General features: G+C 64.9%; 15 protein-coding genes. 4 read left to right on the top strand and 11 right to left on the bottom strand.

The genetic code is table 11. From position 1 onward, the window contains the following. Nucleotides 1-14: 14 nt before the first annotated feature. The 9 genes from glgX to ASC75_RS17995 form a co-directional block, all read right to left on the bottom strand. Nucleotides 15-2,024, bottom strand: a complete 2,010-nt coding sequence (glgX, locus tag ASC75_RS18035; RefSeq protein WP_055978353.1) for a glycogen debranching protein GlgX — start codon at nucleotides 2,022-2,024, stop codon at nucleotides 15-17. Further along, on the bottom strand, nucleotides 2,024-3,652 hold the full coding sequence (locus ASC75_RS18030) for an alpha-D-glucose phosphate-specific phosphoglucomutase (protein WP_055978352.1): 1,629 nt from the start codon (nucleotides 3,650-3,652) through the stop codon (nucleotides 2,024-2,026). Before ASC75_RS18030 ends, glgX begins: the two co-directional genes overlap by 1 nt. Then, complete coding sequence (gene glgA, locus ASC75_RS18025) at nucleotides 3,653-5,095, bottom strand: glycogen synthase GlgA (RefSeq protein ID WP_055978351.1); 1,443 nt, start codon at nucleotides 5,093-5,095, stop codon at nucleotides 3,653-3,655. A gap of 3 nt (nucleotides 5,096-5,098) precedes the next feature. Continuing rightward, nucleotides 5,099-6,361, bottom strand: a complete 1,263-nt coding sequence (gene glgC / locus ASC75_RS18020) for a glucose-1-phosphate adenylyltransferase (RefSeq protein WP_055978350.1) — start codon at nucleotides 6,359-6,361, stop codon at nucleotides 5,099-5,101. A 14-nt stretch (nucleotides 6,362-6,375) separates the two neighbouring features. After that, a complete protein-coding gene (gene glgB, locus ASC75_RS18015; protein WP_055978349.1) occupies nucleotides 6,376-8,592 on the bottom strand; it encodes a 1,4-alpha-glucan branching protein GlgB in 2,217 nt (738 codons plus the stop codon). Nucleotides 8,593-8,644: 52 nt separating this feature from the next. Beyond that, nucleotides 8,645-11,113, bottom strand: coding sequence for a glycogen/starch/alpha-glucan phosphorylase (locus tag ASC75_RS18010; RefSeq protein WP_055978348.1), 2,469 nt, complete (start codon nucleotides 11,111-11,113; stop codon nucleotides 8,645-8,647). A gap of 158 nt (nucleotides 11,114-11,271) precedes the next feature. Next, the gene (locus ASC75_RS18005) at nucleotides 11,272-12,054 is read right to left on the bottom strand and encodes an ATP-binding cassette domain-containing protein (protein WP_055978347.1); all 783 of its coding nucleotides are present in this window, start codon (nucleotides 12,052-12,054) and stop codon (nucleotides 11,272-11,274) included. Continuing rightward, nucleotides 12,054-13,136: an ABC transporter permease gene (locus tag ASC75_RS18000; RefSeq protein WP_055978346.1), complete on the bottom strand. Its 1,083-nt coding sequence runs from the start codon at nucleotides 13,134-13,136 to the stop codon at nucleotides 12,054-12,056. Before ASC75_RS18000 ends, ASC75_RS18005 begins: the two co-directional genes overlap by 1 nt. 102 nt (nucleotides 13,137-13,238) lie before the next feature. Next, complete coding sequence (locus tag ASC75_RS17995) at nucleotides 13,239-14,270, bottom strand: sugar ABC transporter substrate-binding protein (RefSeq protein WP_184117345.1); 1,032 nt, start codon at nucleotides 14,268-14,270, stop codon at nucleotides 13,239-13,241. A gap of 213 nt (nucleotides 14,271-14,483) precedes the next feature. Here ASC75_RS17995 and ASC75_RS17990 point away from each other — a divergent pair, with 213 nt between their 5' ends. From ASC75_RS17990 to ASC75_RS17975, 4 genes are all read left to right on the top strand, one after another. Beyond that, nucleotides 14,484-15,710 carry an ROK family transcriptional regulator gene (locus ASC75_RS17990; RefSeq protein ID WP_055978345.1) on the top strand — a complete coding sequence of 409 codons (1,227 nt, stop codon included), beginning with the start codon at nucleotides 14,484-14,486 and terminating at the stop codon, nucleotides 15,708-15,710. A 2-nt stretch (nucleotides 15,711-15,712) separates the two neighbouring features. Next, nucleotides 15,713-16,159, top strand: a complete 447-nt coding sequence (locus ASC75_RS17985; protein WP_055978344.1) for an RbsD/FucU domain-containing protein — start codon at nucleotides 15,713-15,715, stop codon at nucleotides 16,157-16,159. Beyond that, nucleotides 16,156-17,079 carry a carbohydrate kinase gene (locus tag ASC75_RS17980; protein WP_055978343.1) on the top strand — a complete coding sequence of 308 codons (924 nt, stop codon included), beginning with the start codon at nucleotides 16,156-16,158 and terminating at the stop codon, nucleotides 17,077-17,079. Before ASC75_RS17985 ends, ASC75_RS17980 begins: the two co-directional genes overlap by 4 nt. A gap of 234 nt (nucleotides 17,080-17,313) precedes the next feature. Continuing rightward, nucleotides 17,314-18,456, top strand: coding sequence for a DegT/DnrJ/EryC1/StrS aminotransferase family protein (locus ASC75_RS17975; RefSeq protein WP_055978342.1), 1,143 nt, complete (start codon nucleotides 17,314-17,316; stop codon nucleotides 18,454-18,456). Between the two features lie 15 nt (nucleotides 18,457-18,471). Here the strand turns inward: ASC75_RS17975 and cysQ are convergent, their stop codons facing one another. Together cysQ and cysN are read right to left on the bottom strand one after the other, a co-directional pair. After that, nucleotides 18,472-19,326, bottom strand: coding sequence for a 3'(2'),5'-bisphosphate nucleotidase CysQ (gene cysQ, locus ASC75_RS17970; RefSeq protein ID WP_156381309.1), 855 nt, complete (start codon nucleotides 19,324-19,326; stop codon nucleotides 18,472-18,474). Then, nucleotides 19,277-21,214: a sulfate adenylyltransferase subunit CysN gene (gene cysN, locus ASC75_RS17965; RefSeq protein WP_055978341.1), complete on the bottom strand. Its 1,938-nt coding sequence runs from the start codon at nucleotides 21,212-21,214 to the stop codon at nucleotides 19,277-19,279. The genes cysQ and cysN overlap by 50 nt, the downstream gene beginning before the upstream one ends.

Below are 21,214 nucleotides of genomic sequence, written 5' to 3'. Positions count from 1 at the left end.
GTTCTCCTTGACCGTCACTCGCCTGGACGTTCGATCGCAAAAATCGCGCTGCGCGCCGGCACGGCGAACCGGTTGTCGACCGGCCTTGTCCCGCTTGCCGCCGGCAGCCACTGGAAGCCGGGACGATCCGGCAGCCGAAAGGCGGCGTCGCGCCGCGCGCCGTTGATCATGACGGCGAGCCGGCCTGCCAGGGCAGTTCCGCTTCCAAGCAGCATGGTCAGGCGATGCCGGTCGGGCTCGCGCCAGTTGGCGTCGGTCATCGACCGTCCCGTTTCCGTCAGCCATTCCACATCGGATACATCCGAGCCATGCCTGGGCGCGCCGGTCAGGAACTCCACTTCGGCCAGCGCGGGCATCTCGCGCCGGAGCCTCGAAAGGTCGGCGACGAAATCCTCGAGCGCGACGTCCCGGTCAGCCCAGTCCAGCCAGGTCAGCTCGTTGTCCTGGGCATAGGCATTGTTGTTACCATGCTGGCTGCGGCCGAACTCGTCGCCCGCGGTCAGCATGATCGCGCCGCGCGAGGCAAACAGTGTGGCCAGCATCGCACGCACGTCCCGACTGCGCTCGGCGGCGATCTCGGGATCCCGGCTTTCGCCCTCGACACCGTTGTTCCACGAGAAGTTCTCGTTGTGGCCGTCGTGATTGTGCTCGCCATTGGCCTCGTTGTGCTTGCGTTCGTAGCGCACGATATCGGCCAGCGTCATGCCGTCATGGGCGGCGACGAAATTCACCGTGCGCGTCTGCGCACCGCCGCCGAAGATGTCGGACGAACCCGCAAGCCGTGTCGCGAGCGCGCCGACCATGCCGCGGTCGCCGCGCCAGAAGCGCCTGACGTCGTCGCGATAACGATCGTTCCACTCCAGGAATTCAGACGGGAAGCCACCAAGGCGATAGCCGTTGTGGCCAATGTCCCACGGCTCGGCGATGAGAATGCGGTCGCCGATGACCGGGTCCTGCCGCATGGCCTGGAGCAGCGGTGCATCGGCCCTGAACTCACCACCGACCCGTCCGAGTACGGGCGCGAGATCGAAACGGAAGCCGTCAATGCCGGCATGGACGACAAAATGCCTGAGACTGTCGAGGATCATCTCCTGCGCCACCGGATGGTCGCAGGCGAGCGTGTTGCCGGTCCCGGTGTCGTTGGCGTAGCGGCCGGGGTCGTCGACCGCGGCGCGATAATAGGCGCGATTGTCGAGACCACGCAGAGAGAGCGTCGGCCCGAGTTCGTCGCTTTCGGCCGTATGGTTGAAAACGAGATCGAGGATGACGCCGATGCCGGCTGCGTGGAGCGCTGCCGTCGTCGCGCGCAGATCGTCCATTCCGCCGGGTGCCAGGCGGGGATCGAGCGCCATGAAGGTGACGGGATTGTAGCCCCAGGAATTGCTGAGCCCCAGCGCCGGCAGGTGGCGCTCGTCCATCGTCGCCGTCACCGGCATGAGTTCGACAGCCGACACCCCGAGCCGCAGGAAATGGTCGATGACGACCGGCTCGGCCAGGGCGCGGATCGTACCGCGAATCTTCTTCGGGATGGTCGGATGGGCGGTCGAGAAAGCCCGCACCGGCACCTCGTAGATGAGCCCGCCCGGCGTGAAGGCGGGTGCGGTGGTCGACGCGGCTGGCAGCCTCGCCGCCACCGCCTTGGGCATCAGGTCGGCGGTGTCGCCGCCCTGGCCTCTTCCCGCCGCCAGCCGCCCGTCATGGCGATAGGCCCTGTCAATTCGAGCGGCATAGGGATCGACCAGCAGCTTGTCGGGATCGAACCACTGGCCTTCGTCGGGCGCATAGGGCCCGTCGGCGCGGAAGCCGTAGCGCGTTCCCTCGGGCAAGCCGGCCACCGACAGCGCGAAAACGCCGTCGCCCGCGCGCTGGAGTTCCAGCCTGTCGGTCTCGGACTTGCCGACCGCATCGAACAGCGACACCCAGATGCGCTCGGCAGCACCGGACCAGGCGGCAAAACGGATGCCGCCTTCGGATACGGTCGCGCCGAACCGCGGCCGATATGCAGCCGCACCGTCTGCTGGCATCAGGTGATAACGCTCGGCTTGTCGCGGCCGATGTGACTGCGGATGCCGGCAATGTCCTCGGCAGCCTGGATCAGGTCGGCAAGGGCGGCCTGCGTGTCGAGCCCGTGCCGTGCAGGGTCGGGCTCGTAGCGCTCTATGTAGACACGCAATGTGGCGCCCGAGGTGCCTGTGCCCGACAGCCTAAAGACGACGCGCGAGCCGCCTTCGAACAGGATGCGGATGCCCTGGTTCTTGCTCACCGAACCGTCGACCGGATCGTGGTAGGCAAAGTCGTCGGCACTGGCGATCTTCATGCCCTGCACGCTCGTGCCCGCCAGCGAGGCAAGCTTGCCCCTGAGTTGGTCGACCAGCGCGTTGGCGCGGGCGGTCTCGACCTCCTCGTAGTCGTGGCGTGAATAATAGTTGCGGCCATAGGTCGCCCAATGCTTGGAGGCGATGTCCTTGGCACTCTCGCCGCGCACGGCCAGGATGTTGAGCCACAGCAGCACGGCCCACAGACCGTCCTTCTCGCGGACATGATCGGAGCCGGTGCCGGCACTCTCCTCGCCGCAAATCGTCGCCATGCCGGCGTCGAGCAGATTGCCGAAAAACTTCCAGCCGGTCGGCGTCTCGTACATGCCGATGCCGAGCTTCTCGGCCACCCGGTCGGCGGCCCCGCTGGTCGGCATCGAGCGCGCGATGCCCTTGAGCCCGGACTTGTAGCCCGGTGCGAGATGGGCGTTGGCGGCCAGCATCGCCAGCGAATCCGACGGCGTGATGAAGATGCCGCGGCCGATGATCAGGTTGCGGTCGCCGTCGCCGTCGGAAGCCGCGCCGAAATCCGGCGCGTTCGGCCCCATCATCTCGTCATAGAGATGCTTGGCGTGGACCAGGTTCGGGTCCGGGTGGTGGCCGCCGAAATCTTCCAGCGGCACGAAGTTGCGCGCCGTGCCCTCGGCAGCACCCAGCCGGCGCTCGAGGATTTCCTTCGCATAAGGGCCGGTCACGGCATGCATCGCGTCGAAACGCATGCGGAAGCCGGACTTGAACAGTGCGCGCAGCGCGTCGAAATCGAACAGCTTCTCCATCAGTTCGGCATAGTCGGCCACCGGGTCGACGACCTCGACCTTCATGCCGCCAACCTCGAAGGTGCCGAGCTTGTCGAGATCGACCGCGCTGACATCTGCGATCTTGTAGGCCGTGATCGCCTTGCTGTGCGCATACATCGCGTCGGTCAGCTTTTCCGGCGCCGGACCGCCATTCTCGGCATTGTACTTGATGCCGAAATCCTCGTGCGGACCGCCGGGATTGTGGCTGGCCGACAGGATGATGCCGCCGAAAGCCTTGCGCTTGCGGATCAGGTTCGAGGCAGCCGGCGTCGACAGGATGCCCCCCTGCCCGACCACCACGCGGCCAAAGCCGTTGGCCACCGCCATGGCGATGACCTTCTGGATCACCTCGCGATTGTAGAAGCGGCCGTCGCCGCCGACGACCAGCGTCTTGCCGGCAAAGCCGTCGAGCGCGTCGAACACCGACTGGATGAAGTTCTCGGCATAGTTCGGCTGCTGGAAGACAGGCACCTTCTTGCGCAGGCCTGACGTGCCGGGTTTCTGGTCGCCATAAGGCGTGGTGGATACGGTGCGAATCATTCAGGCATCCCTTTTTGAGAGAAGCTTGCGGTAAAGTGCGGCATATTTCTGGGCGCTGCGGTCCCATGACACATCCGACTTCATTCCCTGCTTCTGGATCGCGGCCCAGGCGGCCGGGTCGGCATGAAGCGCGTTGGCCCTGAGGATGGCGTGGTGGAAATCGCCCGCGTTTTCCGGCGCAAACTGAAAGCCTGTCGCCACCCCTGCCGTGACCGCAGCCTCGTTGGCGTCGATGACGGTGTCTGCAAGGCCGCCGGTGCGCGCGACGATCGGCACGCAGCCGTAGCGCAGGCCATAGAGCTGGGTCAGGCCACAGGGCTCGAAGCGCGACGGGATCAGGATGCCGTCGGCACCGCCCTGCAACTGATGGGAAAGCCCTTCGTCATAGCCGATGACGACACCGACCCGGCCACGATGGCGCGCGGCCGCGGCCAGCAATGCGCCTTCCAGACCCGCGTCACCCGAGCCCAGGATCGCCAGCCGCGCGCCGGAGGCGATCACCGGATCGATGATCGACGCCAGAATGTCGATGCCCTTCTGCCAGGTCAGGCGGCTGACCACGCAATAGATCGGGCCGTCGTCGCGGTCGAGCGTCATGCGCTCCTCGATCGCCCGCTTGTTCGCCTTGCGCCCCTTCAGGCTCTTGGCCGTGTAGGTGGCGGCGAGATGCTTGTCCGTCTCGGGGTTCCAGATGTCGTCGTCGATGCCGTTGACGATGCCGGAGAGATCGGGCGAGCGCAGGTTGATCAGCCCGTCGAGCCCCATGCCGAAGGCCGGCGTCCGGATCTCCTGGGCATAGGTCGGGCTGACGGTGGTGATCGCCCAGGCCGCCTGCAGGCCAGCCTTGAGGAAGCCGACGCCGCCATAATATTCGACGCCGTCGAGCGCCATCGCCTGCTGCGGCAGGCCGAGGCCGGCAAAGATGTTGACGCCGAACTGCCCCTGGAAGGCCAGGTTGTGAACCGTCATCACCGACGGCACCTGTGCCGCCTCACCGTAGCGCATGTAGGCAAGCGTCATCGCCGACTGCCAGTCATGGGCGTGCACGATATCGGGCTTGTAATCCTTGACCGCGCCGGCGGCGATGTCGGCGCCGACACGCCCCAAGGCGGCGAAGCGTCGCCAATTGTCCTGCCAGTCGGCGCCGGTGGCATCGCCATAGGGACCACCCGGCCGGTCGAACAGGTGCGGCGCATCGAGCACCAGCAGGTCGAGGCCCGCCACCTCCGCTGTATGCAGCGTTGCCTTGCCGCCGTGCAGGGCGGTGTATTGATGAACCGCCTTCTTCTTCAGCGCGCTCATCACGACAGGATAACCCGGCACCAGGCTGCGCATGCCGACGCCGAGCCCGGCGAGCGCTTGCGGCAGCGCGCCGGTGACATCGGCCAGCCCGCCGGTCTTGATCAGCGGGAAGATCTCGGGCGTGACCGAAAGCACCTGCACCAGTTACGACTCCAGCCTGTTGATCATGTCCTGGGTAATCAGGCAGATGCCCTTTTCCGAGACGCGGAAGCGCTTGGCGTCCAGCACCGGGTCCTCCCCGACGATCAGCCCCTCGGGGATGTGCACGCCGTGGTCGATGACAACGCGGCTGAGCCGGGCGTTGCGGCCGACATGGCAGGCCGGCAGCATCACGACATCCTCGAGCGTGGCGTAGGAATTGATCCGCGCGCCGGTGAAGATCAGGCTGCGCTTCAGCGAGGCGCCGGAAACGATGCAATCGCCTGACACCAGCGAAGAGACCGCCGAGCCGCGCCGGCCATCCTCGTCATGGACGAACTTCGCCGGCGGCGTCAGTTCCGAATAGGTCCAGATCGGCCAGTCGCGATCGTAGAGGTCGAGTTCGGGCGTGATGTCTGTCAGGTCGATATTGGCTTCCCAATAGGCATCGACCGTTCCGACATCGCGCCAGTAGGCCTCGGCCTCGGTGCTCGAGCGTACGCAGGACTTGGCGAAGCGGTGCGCCACGGCTTTGCCGTGCTGGACGATGTAGGGAATGATGTCCTTGCCGAAGTCGCGGCTCGATTCCGGCTCGCTGGCATCGCGGCGCAGCTGCTCCATCAGGAACTTGGTCTTGAAGACATAGATGCCCATCGAGGCGAGCGCGTAGTCGGGCTTGTCGGGAATGCCGGGCGGGTCGGCGGGCTTCTCGATGAAGGAAATGATGTTGTCTTTCTTGTCGACGTGCATCACGCCGAAGCCGGTGGCTTCCATGCGCGGCACTTCGAGGCAGCCGACGGTGACGTCGGCGCCGGCATCGACGTGCTGGCGCAGCATCAGTTCGTAGTCCATCTTGTAGATGTGGTCGCCGGCGAGGATGACCATGTATTCGGGGCCGTAGGCCTCGATGATGTCGATGTTCTGGTAGACTGCGTCGGCGGTGCCTTCGTACCATTGCGTTTCCGAGACGCGCTGGCTTGCCGGCAGGATGTCGAAGCTCTCGTTTCGCTCCGGCCTGAGGAAGTTCCAGCCGCGCTGCAGGTGGCGGATCAGCGAATGCGCCTTGTACTGCGTGGCGACGCCGAGGCGGCGGATACCCGAGTTCAACGCATTGGACAGCGCAAAGTCGATGATGCGGGTCTTGCCGCCGAAATAGACGGCGGGCTTGGCGCGCCGGTCGGTCAGCTCCTTCAGGCGGCTGCCCCGACCGCCGGCAAGCACATAGGCCATGGCATCGCGCGCCAGCGGCTGGTTTCTCTTCAGTTCCATGCCATCCTCCCTGCTCAGTCCGCCACAAACTCGAGCATGACCGTCGCCAGCGGCGGCAGGAGCAACGTCGCGGCCGCCCCTCCTCCGTCCACCTGCCTGGCGGTGACCATGCCGCTGTTACCCTTGCCCGACCCGCCATAGTCCAGCGCGTCGGAATTGAAGATTTCACGCCACTTGCCCGGTTGCGGCAGCGGCACCCGGTAGTTATCGCGCAGAACCGGAGTGAAGCTTGAAATCACGGCGATCGGTGCGCCGCCCGGCGCCTTGCGCAGCCAGGCGAAGACCGAGTTGGCGGCATCGTCGACGATCAGCCATTCGAAGCCTTCCGGCTCGCAGTCACGCGCGTGCAGCGCCGGGCGCGAGCGGTAGAGGTAGTTGAGGTCGCGCACCAGCTGCTTCACGCCGCGATGCGGGGCGAAGTCGAGCAGGTTCCAGTCCAGCGCCCTGGCCTCGCTCCATTCCGAACGCTGGGCGAACTCCTGGCCCATGAACAGCAGCTTCTTGCCCGGATAGCCCCACATGAAGGCATAGTAGGCGCGCAGGGTGGCAAACTTCTGCCAGTCGTCACCGGCCATCTTGCTGAGCAGCGTGCCTTTGCCGTGCACGACCTCGTCATGGGACAGCGGCAGGACGAAGTTCTCGCTGAAGGCGTAGAGCAGTCCGAAGGTGATTTCATTGTGGTGGTGCTTGCGGTGAACAGGCTCCTTGGAGAGATACTCCAGCGTGTCGTGCATGAAGCCCATGTTCCACTTGAAGCCGAAGCCGAGCCCGCCTTCATGCACCGGCTGCGACACCTTGGGCCAGGACGTCGATTCCTCGGCGATCGTCATCACGCCGGGATGGGCACCATAGACGGCGGCATTCATCTTCTGCAGGAAACGCACCGACTCGAGGTTCTCGCGGCCGCCGAACTCGTTGGGGATCCACTCGCCTTCCTTGCGGGAATAGTCGAGGTACAGCATCGAGGCCACCGCATCCACGCGCAGGCCGTCGACATGGTATTTCTCGGCCCAGAACAGGGCGTTGTTGACGAGAAACGAGACGACCTCGCGCCGGCCGAAATTGTAGATCGCCGTGTTCCAGTCGGGATGGAAGCCCTGGCGCGGGTCGGCATGCTCATAGAGTGCGGTGCCGTCGAAATGCGCCAGGCCATGCTCGTCCACCGGGAAATGGGCCGGCACCCAGTCGAGGATGATGCTGATGCCCGCCTGGTGGGCGCCGTCGACAAATCGCGCGAAGCCATCGGGATCGCCGAAACGGGCGGAAGGCGCATAGAGCCCGGTCGTCTGGTAGCCCCAGGACGGATCGTAGGGATGCTCGGAGATCGGCAGGAACTCGATATGGGTAAAGCCCATCTCCGCCGTGTAGGGGATGAGCCGGTCGGCCATCTCGTCCCATGACAGGAAGCTGCCGTCGTCGCGGCGCTGCCACGAGCCGGCATGCACCTCGTAGATGCTGATCGGCTCACGCCGATGGTCGGCCGCCTTCCAATGGGCGCGGTGCTTGCCGTCGGCCCATTCGTGGGCCTGTGGCCTGTCCGTAACCGACGCGGTGGCGGGCCTCAGTTCCGAGCGGATGGCATAGGGGTCGGCCTTGAGCGGCAGCCGGACGCCACGAGCGCCGATCAGCTCGAACTTGTAGGGGCGGCCCGGGCCGATGTCGGGAATGAAGATTTCCCAGATGCCGGTGTCCTGGCGCAGGCGCATCGGGTGCCTGCGGCCGTCCCAGTCGTTGAACTCGCCGACCACCGAGACGCGATGGGCATTGGGCGCCCAGACGGCAAAATGCGCGCCATCGACGCCTTCATGCGAAATCAGATGGGCGCCGAGCTTGTCGAACAGCCTGAGATGCGAACCCTCCGAGATGAAGTAGTCATCCATCGGCCCCAGCACCGGGCCGAAACTATAGGGATCGGTGAGCCACCAATCGCCGCTGCCATTGCCGGCGTGCAGTTTGAGCGGCTGGCGCTTGCGGATCGACAGCTTGCCTTCGAAGAAACCGGCATCGTTGCGGCGCAAAAGCTGGCCGCACGCCTTGCCTTCGAGCGTATGGGCGGTCACCGTTTCGGCATGCGGCACGAAACAGCGTGCCAGGAAGCCCTTGCCCGACTGCTGGAGCCCGAGCACCGCGAACGGGTCGCCATGGGTGCCGTTCACGATCGCCTCGATATCGCCATCCGTGGCTCTGTCGAGCTCCGGTTTCGTTTCGGCGGCCGCGCCGGGCTTCAGCATGTTTCGGTGTCCCCTCCCAGGGCTTCGTGCGAGGTCAGTTCATGCAATCACATCAGGCCGGTACGTTCCAGATTTCTTTGGCATATTGGCGGATGGTCCGATCGGAGGAGAACCAGCCGACACGGGCGACATTGCGGATGGCGCGGGCATGCCAGTCGGGGCTGTCGCGCCAGACAGTGTCGACCTGGCGTTGTGCGGCGGCGTAGGAATCGAAATCGGCGGCGACCATGAACCAGTCATGCTGGTAGAGACCGTCCATCAGCTCGCGGTAGCGGGCCGGATCGTCGGGCGAGAACACGCCGGACGAGATCGCGGCCACGGCCTGCTTGAGCTCGGGCGAACCATCGATCACCGCGCCCGGCTGGTAGCCGCTGCTGCGGCGCTGGGCGACCTCCTCGGTGGTCAGGCCGAAGATGAAGATGTTGTCGTCGCCGACATGTTCCTTGATCTCGACATTGGCGCCATCGAGCGTGCCGATGGTCAGCGCCCCATTGAGCGCGAACTTCATGTTGCCGGTGCCCGAGGCTTCCATGCCCGCGGTCGAAATCTGCTCCGACAGGTCGGCCGCCGGCATCAGGATTTCGGCCGCGCTGACATTGTAGTTCGGCACGAACACGACCTTCAGCAGGCCCCGCACGGAGGGATCGCTGTTGACCACCCTGGCGACGTCATTGGCCAGTTTGATGATCAGCTTGGCATTGTGGTAGCTAGGTGCTGCCTTGCCGCCGAAGAATTTCACCCGCGGCGTCCATTCGCGTTCGGGGTGCGAGCGGATCTGGTCGTAGAGCGCCACCGCCTCGATGATATTCAGCAACTGGCGCTTGTATTCGTGGATGCGCTTGATCTGGATGTCGAACAGCGCCGACGGATCGACCCTGATCCCCAGCCGTTCGCCGACGAGGTTGGACAGCCGCTCCTTGTTGACGCGCTTGACGTGGGCGAACTTCTCCCGAAACGCGGCGTCGCCTGCGAACCCGTCGAGTTCGCGTATCGCCTCGATATCGTCGAGGAAGCGGTCGCCGATAGCCTCGCGCGCAAGCCCCGTCAGGCCGGGATTGCACTGGATCAGCCAGCGGCGCGGCGTGATGCCGTTGGTCTTGTTGTTGATACGCTCGGGATAGAGGCCGTGCAGGTCGGCGAACACCGTTTCCTTCATCAGCTCGGTGTGCAGCGCCGACACGCCGTTGACGCTGTGCGAGCCGGCAAAGGCAAGGTTGCCCATGCGGACGCGGCGCTCGCCATTCTCCTGGATCAGCGAGATGCGGCTGATCTGCTCGCCGCTGAAGCGGCCGGTTGCCCTGGCTTCCAGCAGCACCTCGGCGTTGATCGCATAGACGATCTGCATGTGACGCGGGAGGAGCCGCTCGAACAGCGGCACCGGCCAGCTTTCGAGCGCTTCCGGCAAAAGCGTGTGGTTGGTGTAGGCGAAGGTCCGCTTGGTGATGTCCCAGGACGTGTCGAAGTCCATGCCATGAACGTCCATCAACAGGCGCATCAGTTCGGGCACGGCGACGGCGGGATGGGTGTCGTTGAGGTGGATCGCCGCCTTGTCGGGCAATGACTTCAGATCGCCATACTTGCTGATGTGGCGCTGCAGGATGTCCTGCAGCGAGGCGGTCGAGAAGAAATACTCCTGCCGCAGCCGCAGTTCCTGGCCGGCCTTGTGCGAGTCCGCGGGATAGAGCACGCGTGACAGCGCATCGGCCTTGTTGCTTTCGGCCAGCGCGCCGATGTGGTCGCCGGCATTGAACTTGTCGAGCAGGATCGGGTCGAGCGGCATGCCCGACCACAGCCGCAGCGTGTTGACGCGGGCACCGCGCCAGCCGACCACAGGGGTGTCGTAAGCGACGGCCAGGACGCGATCGGTGGGTTTCCAGACGTGCCGCTCGAGCCTGCCGTCCGGTGCGGTGACCTGCTCGACCGAACCGCCGAAACCGACCTCGAAGGCGCGTTCGCGGCGCTCGAACTCCCAGGGATTGCCGTGTTCGAGCCAGGTTTCAGGCAGTTCGACCTGCCAGCCATCGTGGATTTCCTGGCGGAACATGCCGTTGGCATAACGAATGCCGTAACCATGGGCCGGAATGTCGACGGTCGCCATGCTTTCCATGAAGCAGGCGGCGAGCCGGCCAAGGCCGCCATTGCCGAGTGCCGCATCAGGCTCGAGCTTGGCGATGACATCGAACTCGACGCCGAGCGAGGCAAGCGCCTGCCGCATCGCGTCCATCAGGCCGAGATTGGAAAATGCATCGCGCATCAGGCGGCCGATCAGGAACTCCAGCGAGAGGTAATAGACCCGCTTGGCGCTCTGGTCGTAGGCCTCCTTGGTGGAAGAGATCCACTCGTCGACGATGCGGTCGCGCACGACCTTGATCGAAGCGGTCAGCCAGTCATAGTCGGTCGCGACCGTGGCATCCTTGCCGAGCCGGTACTTCAGCGCGCTCAGGATTTCGGCAGCCAATGCCTCGGGGCTCGTGTCGCCAAGCGGCGGCTGAGGAATCTTCGTGGTCACTGCGCGGGTCATCTCGCCTCTCGCATATTGTTCGGCCACCCTTGACTTGCCTCGCCTGCCGACACCTGACCTCCCGCATTCATTTTAGCCATCCCGAATGCGATCTCAATCGATTTAAATCTCCGCGTCAATATCTCGCGACGCGGAGATCTGAGGTTGTACCCGGCCGGTCAGGCGGCGATTGCTGCCTCCGGCGGTGCCTTGGCTCCGGTCATGAAGGCCACGGCATCCGACATGGTGTATTCCTTCGGATCGATGACCGTCAGCCGGCGCCCGAGGCGATGGATGTGGATGCGGTCGGCAACCTCGAAGACATGCGGCATGTTGTGCGAAATCAGCACGATCGGCAGGCCGCGCCGCTTCACGTCGAGGATCAGTTCGAGCACGCGGCGACTTTCCTTGACGCCGAGCGCCGCCGTCGGCTCGTCCATGATGACGACCTTGGAGCCGAACGCCGCGGCTCGTGCCACCGCCACGCCCTGGCGCTGGCCGCCGGAGAGCGTCTCGACCGCCTGGCTGATGTTCTGGATGGTCATCAGGCCAAGCTCGGTCAGCTTTTCGCGCGCTCGCTTTTCCATCGCGCCCCGGTCGAGCATGCGGAACCAGTTGCCGAGAATGCCTGGCTTTCGGATTTCGCGACCGAGGAACATGTTGTCGGCGATCGACAGCGCCGGCGACAAAGCGAGATTCTGGTAGACCGTCTCGATGCCGGCGTCTCGCGCCTCCATCGGCGACTTGAAGTTCACCGGCTTGCCTTCCAGCAGTATCTCGCCCTCGTCGGGCGTGACGGCGCCGGAGATCGCCTTGATGAGCGACGACTTGCCGGCGCCATTGTCGCCGATGACGGCGAGAACTTCGCCGGGATAGAGGTCGAAGTCGGCATTGTTGAGGGCGGTGACGCGGCCGTAGCGCTTGACCAGCCCGCGGGCGGTGAGAAGAGGTTCGGTAGCCATCAGCCTGCAACCTTTCTGATCCACTGGTCGATCGCGACCGCGATGATGATGAGGGTGCCGATCAGCAGATAGGTCCACTGCGGGTCGGTGCCGATGAGGCGAAGGCCGAGCTGGAAGACGCCGACGATCAGCGCGCCGAACAGCATGCCGAGGATCGATCCGCGCCCGCCGAACAGCGAGATGCCGCCGATCACCACCGCGGTGATGGATTCGATGTTGGCGAACTGGCCTGCCGTCGGCGACACGGAGCCGATGCGGCCGATCAGCATCCAGCCGCCGAGGGCACAGATCAGACCGGAGATGACGTAGACCGAGATGAGGACCCTGTTGACCCGCACGCCGGAAAGCTGGGCGGCTTCGGGATCATCGCCGATGGCGTAGACATGCCGCCCCCAGGCGGTGTGGTTCAGGATGTACCAGAGGACAGCCACCAGCAGCACCATGGCGACAACGCCATAGGTGAACACGGCATTGCCGAGGCGGAAATTCGCACCGAAGAACTGGAGGATCGGCGCCTGAGTCTCGATATCCTGGGCGCGGATCGTCTCGTTGGCCGAGTAGAGGAAGTTCGTCGCCAGAACGATTTGCCAGGTGCCGAGCGTGACGATGAACGGCGGCAGCTTCATGTAGGAGACGAGCGCGCCGTTGATCCAGCCGCACAGCGCGCCGACGGCGAAGCCGCACAGGATCGCCAGCGACGGCGGCAGGCCGTAGCGGAAGGTGAACTGGCCCATCACCACCGACGACAGCACCATGATGGCGCCGACGGACAGGTCGATGCCGGCGGTCAGGATAACCAGCGTCTGGGCGGCGCCGATGATGCCGGTGATCGCCACCTGCTGCAGGATCAGCGTCATCGAGAAGGCCGAGAAGAACTTGCCGCCGATGATCAGGCCGAAAAGCACGATCGAGGCCACGAGCACGATGAGCGGCACCGCGGCCGGATTGGAATGCAGGAAATGCTGGATCTTCTCGATCGGCGAACGCGTATGCGTGTCGAAGCTGGCCACTGACGTGTCGCTGCCCGAGAGAACCTTCTCGAACTCTTGCGGCCGCCTGGCATCTGCCGAAGCGTCAGTCATGTCGATTTCCTCCCATGAGGGATTTCATATCCCCCTTGTAGGAAGGGCGACCAAGGGGCCGCCCTTCGTCTGCAAGGAGTGTCACGCCGTCAGGCGGTCAGATCAACCCCAGCACTTCTCCAGGCCGGTCTTGACGTCGATGGATTCCACGCCGGCGGCCGGCTTGTCGGTCACCAGCGAAACGCCGGTGTCGAAGAAGTCCTTGCCTTCGGTCGGCTTGGGCTTCTCGCCGCTGTCGGCGAACTTCTTGATCGCCTCGATGCCGAGTGCGGCCATCATCAGCGGATATTGCTGCGAGGTCGCGCCGATGACGCCGTCCTGGACGTTCTTGACACCCGGGCAGCCGCCGTCGACCGAGACGATCAGCACGTTCTTCTCCATGCCGACGGCCTTGAGCGCCTCGTAGGCACCGGCAGCGGCAGGCTCGTTGATGGTGTGCACGACATTGATGCCGGGATCCTTCTGGAGAAGGTTTTCCATGGCCTTGCGGCCACCTTCTTCGTTGCCGTTGGTGACGTCGTGACCGACGATGCGCGCGTCGTCTTCGTCGCCGATCTTGTTGGCGTCCTTCACGTCGATGCCGAAGCCCATCATGAAGCCCTGGTCGCGCAGGACGTCGACGGTCGGCTGCGAGGGGGTCAGGTCGAGGAAGGCAACCTTGGCGTCCTTGGCCTTGTCGCCGAGCGTGGCGGCGGCCCACTGGCCGATCAGCTTGCCGGCGAGCAGGTTGTCGGTGGCGAAGGTGGCGTCGGCAGCATCTGCCGGCTCGAGCGGGGTGTCGAGCGCGATGACCAGGATGCCGGCGTCGCGCGCCTTCTTGATCGTCGGCACGATGCCCTTGGTGTCGGACGCGGTGATCAGGATGCCCTTGGCGCCGTCGGCGATGCAGGTCTCGATCGCCGCGACCTGGCTTTCGCTGTCACCGTCGATCTTGCCGGCGTAGCTCTTCAGCGTCACGCCGAGCTCGGTTGCCTTGGCGGTGGCACCTTCCTTCATCTTGACGAAGAAGGGATTGGTGTCGGTCTTGGTGATCAGGCAGGCGCCAACCTCGGCGGCCGAAGCCGGCGCGGCAATGCTTGCGAGCGCGGCAACGGCCGCACCAAAGACAGTCGTCTTCAGAACTGAAAATTTCATCTGGTACTCCTCCAAACCAAACCATGCGAGCCCGATCAGCGGGCCTCGCCCCGGATGCTCGTTCACTCTTCCCAGTCGAGTATCCGGCACTGACGAAACACCAATCGGGATCAGCTGTCAATAATTAAATCACTCTTATTTATTATTGACAGGATTGCAGTCGGCCCGCATTCTGTCCCAAAAGAAAAGTCTGAAATTGACGGGAGGAAGCCGGTGGAGGCCGGAAGTTCGAGGCACGGTTCGCCGGACGCTGCTGAAAGCCAGCAACTGCGCGGCACCAACCAGAGCGGCATGCGCGATCACAATGAACGGCTGGTGCTGTCGCTGGTCAGGCAGAGCGGCGCGCTGGCCAAATCCGACATTGCGCGCATGACCGGCCTGTCGGCGCAGACAGTCTCGGTGATCATGCGCGAGCTGGAGGTCGAAGGGCTGCTGCTGCGCCAGGAGCCCATCCGCGGCAAGATCGGCCAGCCATCGATCCCGATGGCGCTCAATCCCGAGGGAGCCTTCTTCATCGGCCTCAAGATCGGCCGTCGCAGCGCCGAACTCGTGCTCATCGACTTTCTCGGCAAGACGCGCGCCATGCTGCAGAATTCGTATGGCTACCCCACCCCGCGCGACACGATCGACTTCGTCAGATCGGGCATCGCCCAGATGCGCGCCAGCCTGACGCGGGAACAGGACAAGCGCATCGCCGGGCTCGGCGTCGCCATGCCGTTCGAGCTGTGGAGCTGGGTCGACACGGCGGGTGCGCCGCGCGAGATCATGGACGAATGGCGCAACCGCGACATCCGCGCCGATCTGCAGACGCTGTTTTCCTTCCCCGTCTACGTGCAGAACGACGCCACCTCCGCCTGCGGCGCCGAACTGGTGTTCGGCGACATCGGCGCCTTGCGCGACTTCGTCTATTTCTACATCGGCGCCTTTGCCGGCGGCGGTGTCGTGCTGAACGGCAGGCTCTACAGCGGCCCGACCGGCAATGCCGGCGCGCTCGGCTCGATGCCGGTGCCAGGCCCGGGCGGGAGGCCGACGCAGCTCATCGACGTCGCCTCGATCGCGGTGCTCGAAAAAGCGCTGAACGCGAAGGGCATCAAGGCGTCCTATCTCTGGACCTCACCCGAGGAGTGGCGCGACCTTGGCCCCGAACTCGACGGCTGGATAGCGACGGCATCCGACGCGCTGGCCTACGCCATCGTCGCGTCGGCCTCGGTCATCGATTTCGAAAGCGCCGTCATCGACGGCTGGATGCCGCCGGCGATCCGCACCCGCCTGGTGCAGGCGGTGCAGGCGGCAATCGGCAAGATCGACGTCGAAGGCCTGCGCATTCCTTCGGTGCGCGAAGGCACGGTGGGCATCCACGCGCGCGCACTGGGCGGCGCCAGCCTGCCGCTGTCGGAACGTTTCCTCATCGGCTCGACGGCGCCGTCGCGGGGGGTCTGATCGTGCTCATCGGCATCCCCCCCCTGCTCGGCCCGGACCTGTTGTTCACGCTTCGCGCTATGGGCCATGGCGACGAGATCGCCATCGTCGACGGCAATTATCCCGCGCTTGAGCATGGCCGCCGCGTCATCCGCGCCGACGGCCTCGACCTTATCCCCGTGCTCGACGCCGTGCTTCAGGTGCTGCCCGTCGACGATTTCGTACCGCAGGCGATCTTCCGCTCCTCGGTCAAGGGCGACCCTGCCCTGCACGACCCCGTGCACGATGAGATCGAGGCGGTCTGCGCCCGTCGCGCGCCCGGCTTTTCGGTCGTGCCGCTCGCTGGCGACGCCTTCTACAGCCGCGTCAAGGCGGCCCACACCATCATCGCCACAAGCGAACCAAGGCTTTACGCCAACATCATCGTCCGCAAGGGCGTCATCTACCCGAAGGGAACCGGCAAGCCATGATCCTGTGCTGCGGCGAAGCGCTCATCGACATGCTGCCCCGGCACAGTGCGGCCGGCGAACCGTCCTTCGCACCTTATGCCGGCGGCGCCATCTTCAACTCGGCGATCGCGCTCGGCCGCCTCGGCGTGCCCACCGAATTCTTCTCCGGCCTGTCGTCCGACCTGTTCGGCCAGCAGATCCGCGACGTGCTTGCGGCAAGTGATGTCGGCTCGCGCTATGCCAACCTGTCGGGCCGCCCGACGACGCTGGCCTTCGTCCGGCTCGACAACGGCCATGCCACCTACACCTTCTACGACGAAAACACCGCGGGGCGGATGCTGACCGAGGCCAACCTGCCCACGCTCGGCGACGACATCGACGCCCTGCTGTTCGGGGCGATCAGCCTGATCCCGGAACCCTGCGGCTCAGCCTACGAAGCGCTGATGAAGCGCGAGCACAAGAACCGGGTGACGATGCTGGACCCGAACATCCGGCCGGGCTTCATCCAGGACAAGCAGGCGCATCTCGAACGGATGCGGCGGATGCTCGGCATGGCCGATATCGTCAAGCTTTCGGACGAGGACCTGGCCTGGTTCGGCGAAACCGGCAGCCATGACGAGATCGCGGCCAACTGGCTGCTCAAGGGTCCGAAGCTGGTGATCGTCACCAAGGGCAGCAAGGGCGCCACCGCCTACAGCGCACGGCACACGGTCTCGGTGACGCCCGAAAAGGTGACCGTGGTCGACACGGTCGGCGCCGGCGACACATTCAATGCGGGTGTGCTCGCCGCCCTGCATGAACAGGGCGCCCTGACCAAGAGTGCCGTCGCCGCGCTTTCGGAATCAGCCATCGAAGCAGCACTTTCGCTCGGGGCACGGGCAGCGGCGGTGACCGTGTCGCGGGCCGGCGCAAACCCGCCATGGCGGCGCGAACTGGCCTGAAACGGACGTTTTCCGGCGATTTAGCCGATCACTTTATGTTTCGCATCGCCAAGCCGGCTCAACGGCCGGCGCGCAAAACCCCATGTTTTCCGCCGATTTGGGCGCGAAATCGCTGCAACCGAAAGTAACAAGAACCGGAGCCGCGCCAAGGATGCCGCAGGGGGCTCGGCTGTTTCGGACTCAGCAACTCTGCTATCAGCGGCCCGAAGAAACGATTGGGTTTTTGGGGCCATCATGCAGTTCATCGATCTCGGCGCGCAGCGCGAACGAATCCGCGACCGTCTGAAAGCGGCTATCGACAAGGTTGTCGATGACGGCCGCTACATTCTCGGCCCTGAAGTCACCGAATTCGAGAACCAGCTGGCAAAGTATGTCGGCGTCAAGCATGTCATCGCCTGCGCCAACGGCACCGATGCGCTGCTTCTGCCGCTGCTCGCCTCCGGCATCGGCCCGGGCGATGCCGTCTTCGTGCCGAGCTTCACCTTTGCCGCGACCGCCGAGGTGGTGGCCCTTGCCAAGGCCGAGCCGGTCTTCGTCGACATCGAACCCGACACCTACAACATCTCGATCGAGAGCCTGGAAGCCGCGATCGCCATGATCAAGGCGGAAGGCCGCCTCAAGCCGAAGGCGATCATCCCGGTCGACCTGTTCGGCATCGCCGCCGACTATGCGGCGATCGACGCCATCGCCAAGCGCGAGAACCTCCTCGTCATCGAGGACGCCGCCCAGTCGATCGGCGGCTCGCAGGACGGCAAGATGTGCGGCGCCTACGGCCATGTCGCTTCCACCAGCTTCTATCCGGCCAAGCCGCTCGGCTGCTACGGCGACGGCGGTGCGATGTTCACCAACGACGACGAATTCGCCGCGCGCCTGCGTTCCTTCGCCTTCCACGGCAAGGGCGAGACCCAGTACGACAACATCCATGTCGGCCTGAACTCACGTCTCGACACGCTGCAGGCGGCGATCCTGATCGAGAAGCTCGCCATCCTCGAGGACGAGATGCAGGCACGCGCCCGTATCGCCCAGCGCTACGCCGACGGCCTCGGCGACGTGGTGAAGGCCTCGCGCGCGCCGGCCGGCGGTCGTTCCGCCTGGGCACAATATGCCATCGAGACCGCCGACCGCGACGGCCTGAAGGCCCACCTGCAGGCCGAGGGCATCCCTTCGGTCATCTACTACGTGAAGCCGCTGCATGTGCAGGTGGCCTACAGCCACTATCCGCGCACGCCGGGTGGCCTGCCGGTGTCGGATGCAATCCCGGGCACTATCCTGTGCCTGCCGATGCATCCCTATCTCAGCGAAGCCGACCAGGACCGGATCATCACCACGATCCGCAATTATGTCGGCTCCAACTCGGCCAAGATCGCGGCCGAGTAAGACGCCGCTTCCAGATCAGAACTTGAAGGCCGGATCGACGATCCGGCCCGTCGAGACGAAGTGCGGGTTGGCGAAGTCGTCCTCGCCGGCCTGGTTGCGCTTGCCATAGACGAGCGGTTCGCCGTCGAGCGTGTGGGTGATCCCGCCGGCCGCGCGCAGCACGGCATCGCCTGCGGCGGTGTCCCACTCCATCGTCCGGCCGAAGCGCGGATAGATGTCGGCCTCTCCGGCCGCCACCAGGCAGAACTTCAAGGACGAACCGACAGACACGATCTCGGCCGCCGCGACCTTCTTGATGAAGGCATCGGTTTCCGGCGTCCGGTGCGAGCGGCTGGCGACGATGGTCAGCGGCTGGCGGCCCTCGCGCACGTGAACGCGACGGCGCTCCGAGACGGCCTCGCCGTCACGGGCCTCGAAGGCTTCCGCCCTGCCCGGCCGGCCGGAGAAGAAGCGCCCCGTGCACGGCGCGTAGACGACGCCGATCTCCGGCGCTCCGCCCCGGATCAGCGCGATGTTGACGGTGAAATCGGTGTGGCGCCTGACGAATTCCTTGGTGCCGTCGAGCGGGTCGACAAGAAAGAAAACCTGACCGAGCTCAGGCGGGACGATGCCCTCGGCCGTCTCTTCTTCGGCAACGCAAGGGATGTCCGGAAACGCCGAGCGCAGGCCCGCCAGGATCACGCGTTCCGCCGCGCGATCAGCTTGCGTGACCGGCGAGGCGTCGGCCTTTTCCTTCACCGAGATGTCGGAATGGAAGACGTCCATGACCGCCCGCCCGGCATCCAGTGCCAGGCGTTCGATCACTTGCAGGATGGCTTCGTCAGATGCCGCCGCCGTCGTCGTATTGGTGTTCTGCAATGTCTCGCTCATTCAGCCAGGCCTCGACCGCCTCGACCATCTCTTCAGGGGTCTTGCCGAGGGTCTGGAGATGAATCTCAGGATTCTCCGGCGTTTCATAGGGCGAATCGACACCGGTGAAATTCTTGATCGCACCGGCCAGCGCGCGCGCATAGAGACCCTTCGGGTCGCGCTTGGCGCATTCCTCGAACGGCGTATCGACGAACACCTCGACGAACTCGCCCTGTCCCATCAGTTCGCGCGCCATGCGGCGCTCGGCTCGGAAGGGCGAGATGAACGAGACGATGACGATCAGGCCGGCATCGGCCATCAGCTTGGCGACTTCGGCGACGCGGCGGATGTTCTCGACCCGATCCTCGTCGGTAAAGCCGAGATCGCGGTTGAGGCCGTGGCGGACATTGTCGCCATCGAGCACGTAGGTGTGGCGCCCGGTGGCGTGCAGCTTCTTTTCCAGCAGGTTGGCGACCGTCGACTTGCCGGAGCCCGACAGGCCGGTGAACCACAGCACCGCAGGGCGCTGGTTCTTGAGATCGGCGCGCGCCTTGCTCGTCACGTCGAGCGACTGCCAGTGGATGTTCTCCGACCGGCGCAGCGGATGCAGGATCATGCCGGCGCCAACGGTGGCGTTGCTGATCCGGTCGATCAGGATGAAGGCGCCAGTGGTGCGGTTGTCGGCGAAGCTGTCGAAGGCGACAGGCGACTGGGCCGAAATGTTGCAGACGCCGACCTCGTTCATCTCCAGCGACTTCGCCGCCTCATGGGCGAAGTCGTTGACGTTGATACGGTACTTGAGATCGGTGACGGTGGCGCTGGCCTGGTCGGTCTCGGTACGCAGGATGTAGGAGCGCCCGGGAAGCAGTGCCTGCTCGTCGAACCAGACGACATTGGCGGCGAACTGGTCGGCGACATGCGGCCGTGCCGCAGGCGCCACCAGCAGATTGCCGCGGGAAACCTCGACCTCGTCTTCGAGCACGATGGTGACGGCCTGGCCGGCAACCGCCGTGCGCAGGTCGCCGCCCTGGGCGACTATGCGCTTGACCGTCGAGGGCTTTCCCGACTTGGCGACGACGATCTCGTCGCCCTGTGAGACCGAGCCCGAAGCGATGGTGCCGGCGAAGCCACGAAAATCGAGGTTGGGCCGATTGACGTATTGCACCGGGAAGCGGAACGGGCGCTCGGCAGCTTCTTCCTCGACGACCACCGACTCGAGATGCTCGATCAGCGTCGGGCCCGAATACCAGCCCATCTTGTCCGAGCGCCGGGTGACGTTGTCGCCAAAGCGCGCCGACATCGGGATCGGCACCACCGACTTGAAGCCCAGGCTCTCGGCAAAGGCGGCGTATTCGGACGTGATGTGGTCGAATACCTTCTGGTCGAAGCCGACGAGGTCGATCTTGTTGACCGCGACGACGATGTTCCTGATGCCGAGCAACGAGGCGATGATCGAGTGGCGCCGCGTCTGGCGCAAGACGCCCTGGCGCGCGTCGACCAGCACGATGGCAAGATCTGCCGTCGAGGCGCCGGTCGCCATGTTGCGCGTGTACTGCTCGTGGCCGGGCGTGTCGGCGACGATGAACTTGCGCTTCGGCGTGGCAAAGAAGCGGTAGGCGACGTCGATGGTGATGCCCTGCTCGCGTTCGGCTTCCAGCCCGTCGACCAGCAGCGCGAAATCGATATCCTCGCCCGTGGTGCCATGCTTGCGGGAATCGCGCTCCAGGGCCGCGAGTTGATCCTCGAATATCTGCTTGGTGTCGGACAAAAGCCGGCCGATCAGCGTCGACTTGCCGTCATCGACCGAACCGCAGGTCAGGAAGCGCAGGAGCGACTTCTGCTCCTGGCCGGCGAGATATTCGCGGACGCTTTCTGCAGCCTCGACCTTGTTTGCCAGTGCGTGCCGCAT

It is taken from the genome of Aminobacter sp. DSM 101952, from assembly GCF_001424795.1.
Lineage (GTDB): Bacteria > Pseudomonadota > Alphaproteobacteria > Rhizobiales > Rhizobiaceae > Aminobacter > Aminobacter aganoensis.
Note: the sequence above shows the minus strand (reverse complement) of the source record. Positions and strands in the feature narration are given on the sequence as shown.

Excerpts from the sequence above, each read along its gene's own strand:
- glgX (WP_055978353.1), bottom strand. The coding sequence starts at position 2,024 with ATGCCAGCAGACGGTGCGGCTGCATATCGGCCGCGGTTCGGCGCGACC.
- ASC75_RS18030 (WP_055978352.1), bottom strand. The coding sequence starts at position 3,652 with ATGATTCGCACCGTATCCACCACGCCTTATGGCGACCAGAAACCCGGC.
- glgC (WP_055978350.1), bottom strand. The coding sequence starts at position 6,361 with ATGGAACTGAAGAGAAACCAGCCGCTGGCGCGCGATGCCATGGCCTAT.
- glgB (WP_055978349.1), bottom strand. The coding sequence starts at position 8,592 with ATGCTGAAGCCCGGCGCGGCCGCCGAAACGAAACCGGAGCTCGACAGA.
- ASC75_RS18010 (WP_055978348.1), bottom strand. The coding sequence starts at position 11,113 with ATGACCCGCGCAGTGACCACGAAGATTCCTCAGCCGCCGCTTGGCGAC.
- ASC75_RS18005 (WP_055978347.1), bottom strand. The coding sequence starts at position 12,054 with ATGGCTACCGAACCTCTTCTCACCGCCCGCGGGCTGGTCAAGCGCTAC.
- ASC75_RS18000 (WP_055978346.1), bottom strand. The coding sequence starts at position 13,136 with ATGACTGACGCTTCGGCAGATGCCAGGCGGCCGCAAGAGTTCGAGAAG.
- ASC75_RS17995 (WP_184117345.1), bottom strand. The coding sequence starts at position 14,270 with ATGAAATTTTCAGTTCTGAAGACGACTGTCTTTGGTGCGGCCGTTGCC.
- ASC75_RS17980 (WP_055978343.1), top strand. The coding sequence starts at position 16,156 with ATGATCCTGTGCTGCGGCGAAGCGCTCATCGACATGCTGCCCCGGCAC.
- ASC75_RS17975 (WP_055978342.1), top strand. The coding sequence starts at position 17,314 with ATGCAGTTCATCGATCTCGGCGCGCAGCGCGAACGAATCCGCGACCGT.
- cysQ (WP_156381309.1), bottom strand. The coding sequence starts at position 19,326 with ATGAGCGAGACATTGCAGAACACCAATACGACGACGGCGGCGGCATCT.
- cysN (WP_055978341.1), bottom strand. The coding sequence starts at position 21,214 with ATGCGGCACGCACTGGCAAACAAGGTCGAGGCTGCAGAAAGCGTCCGC.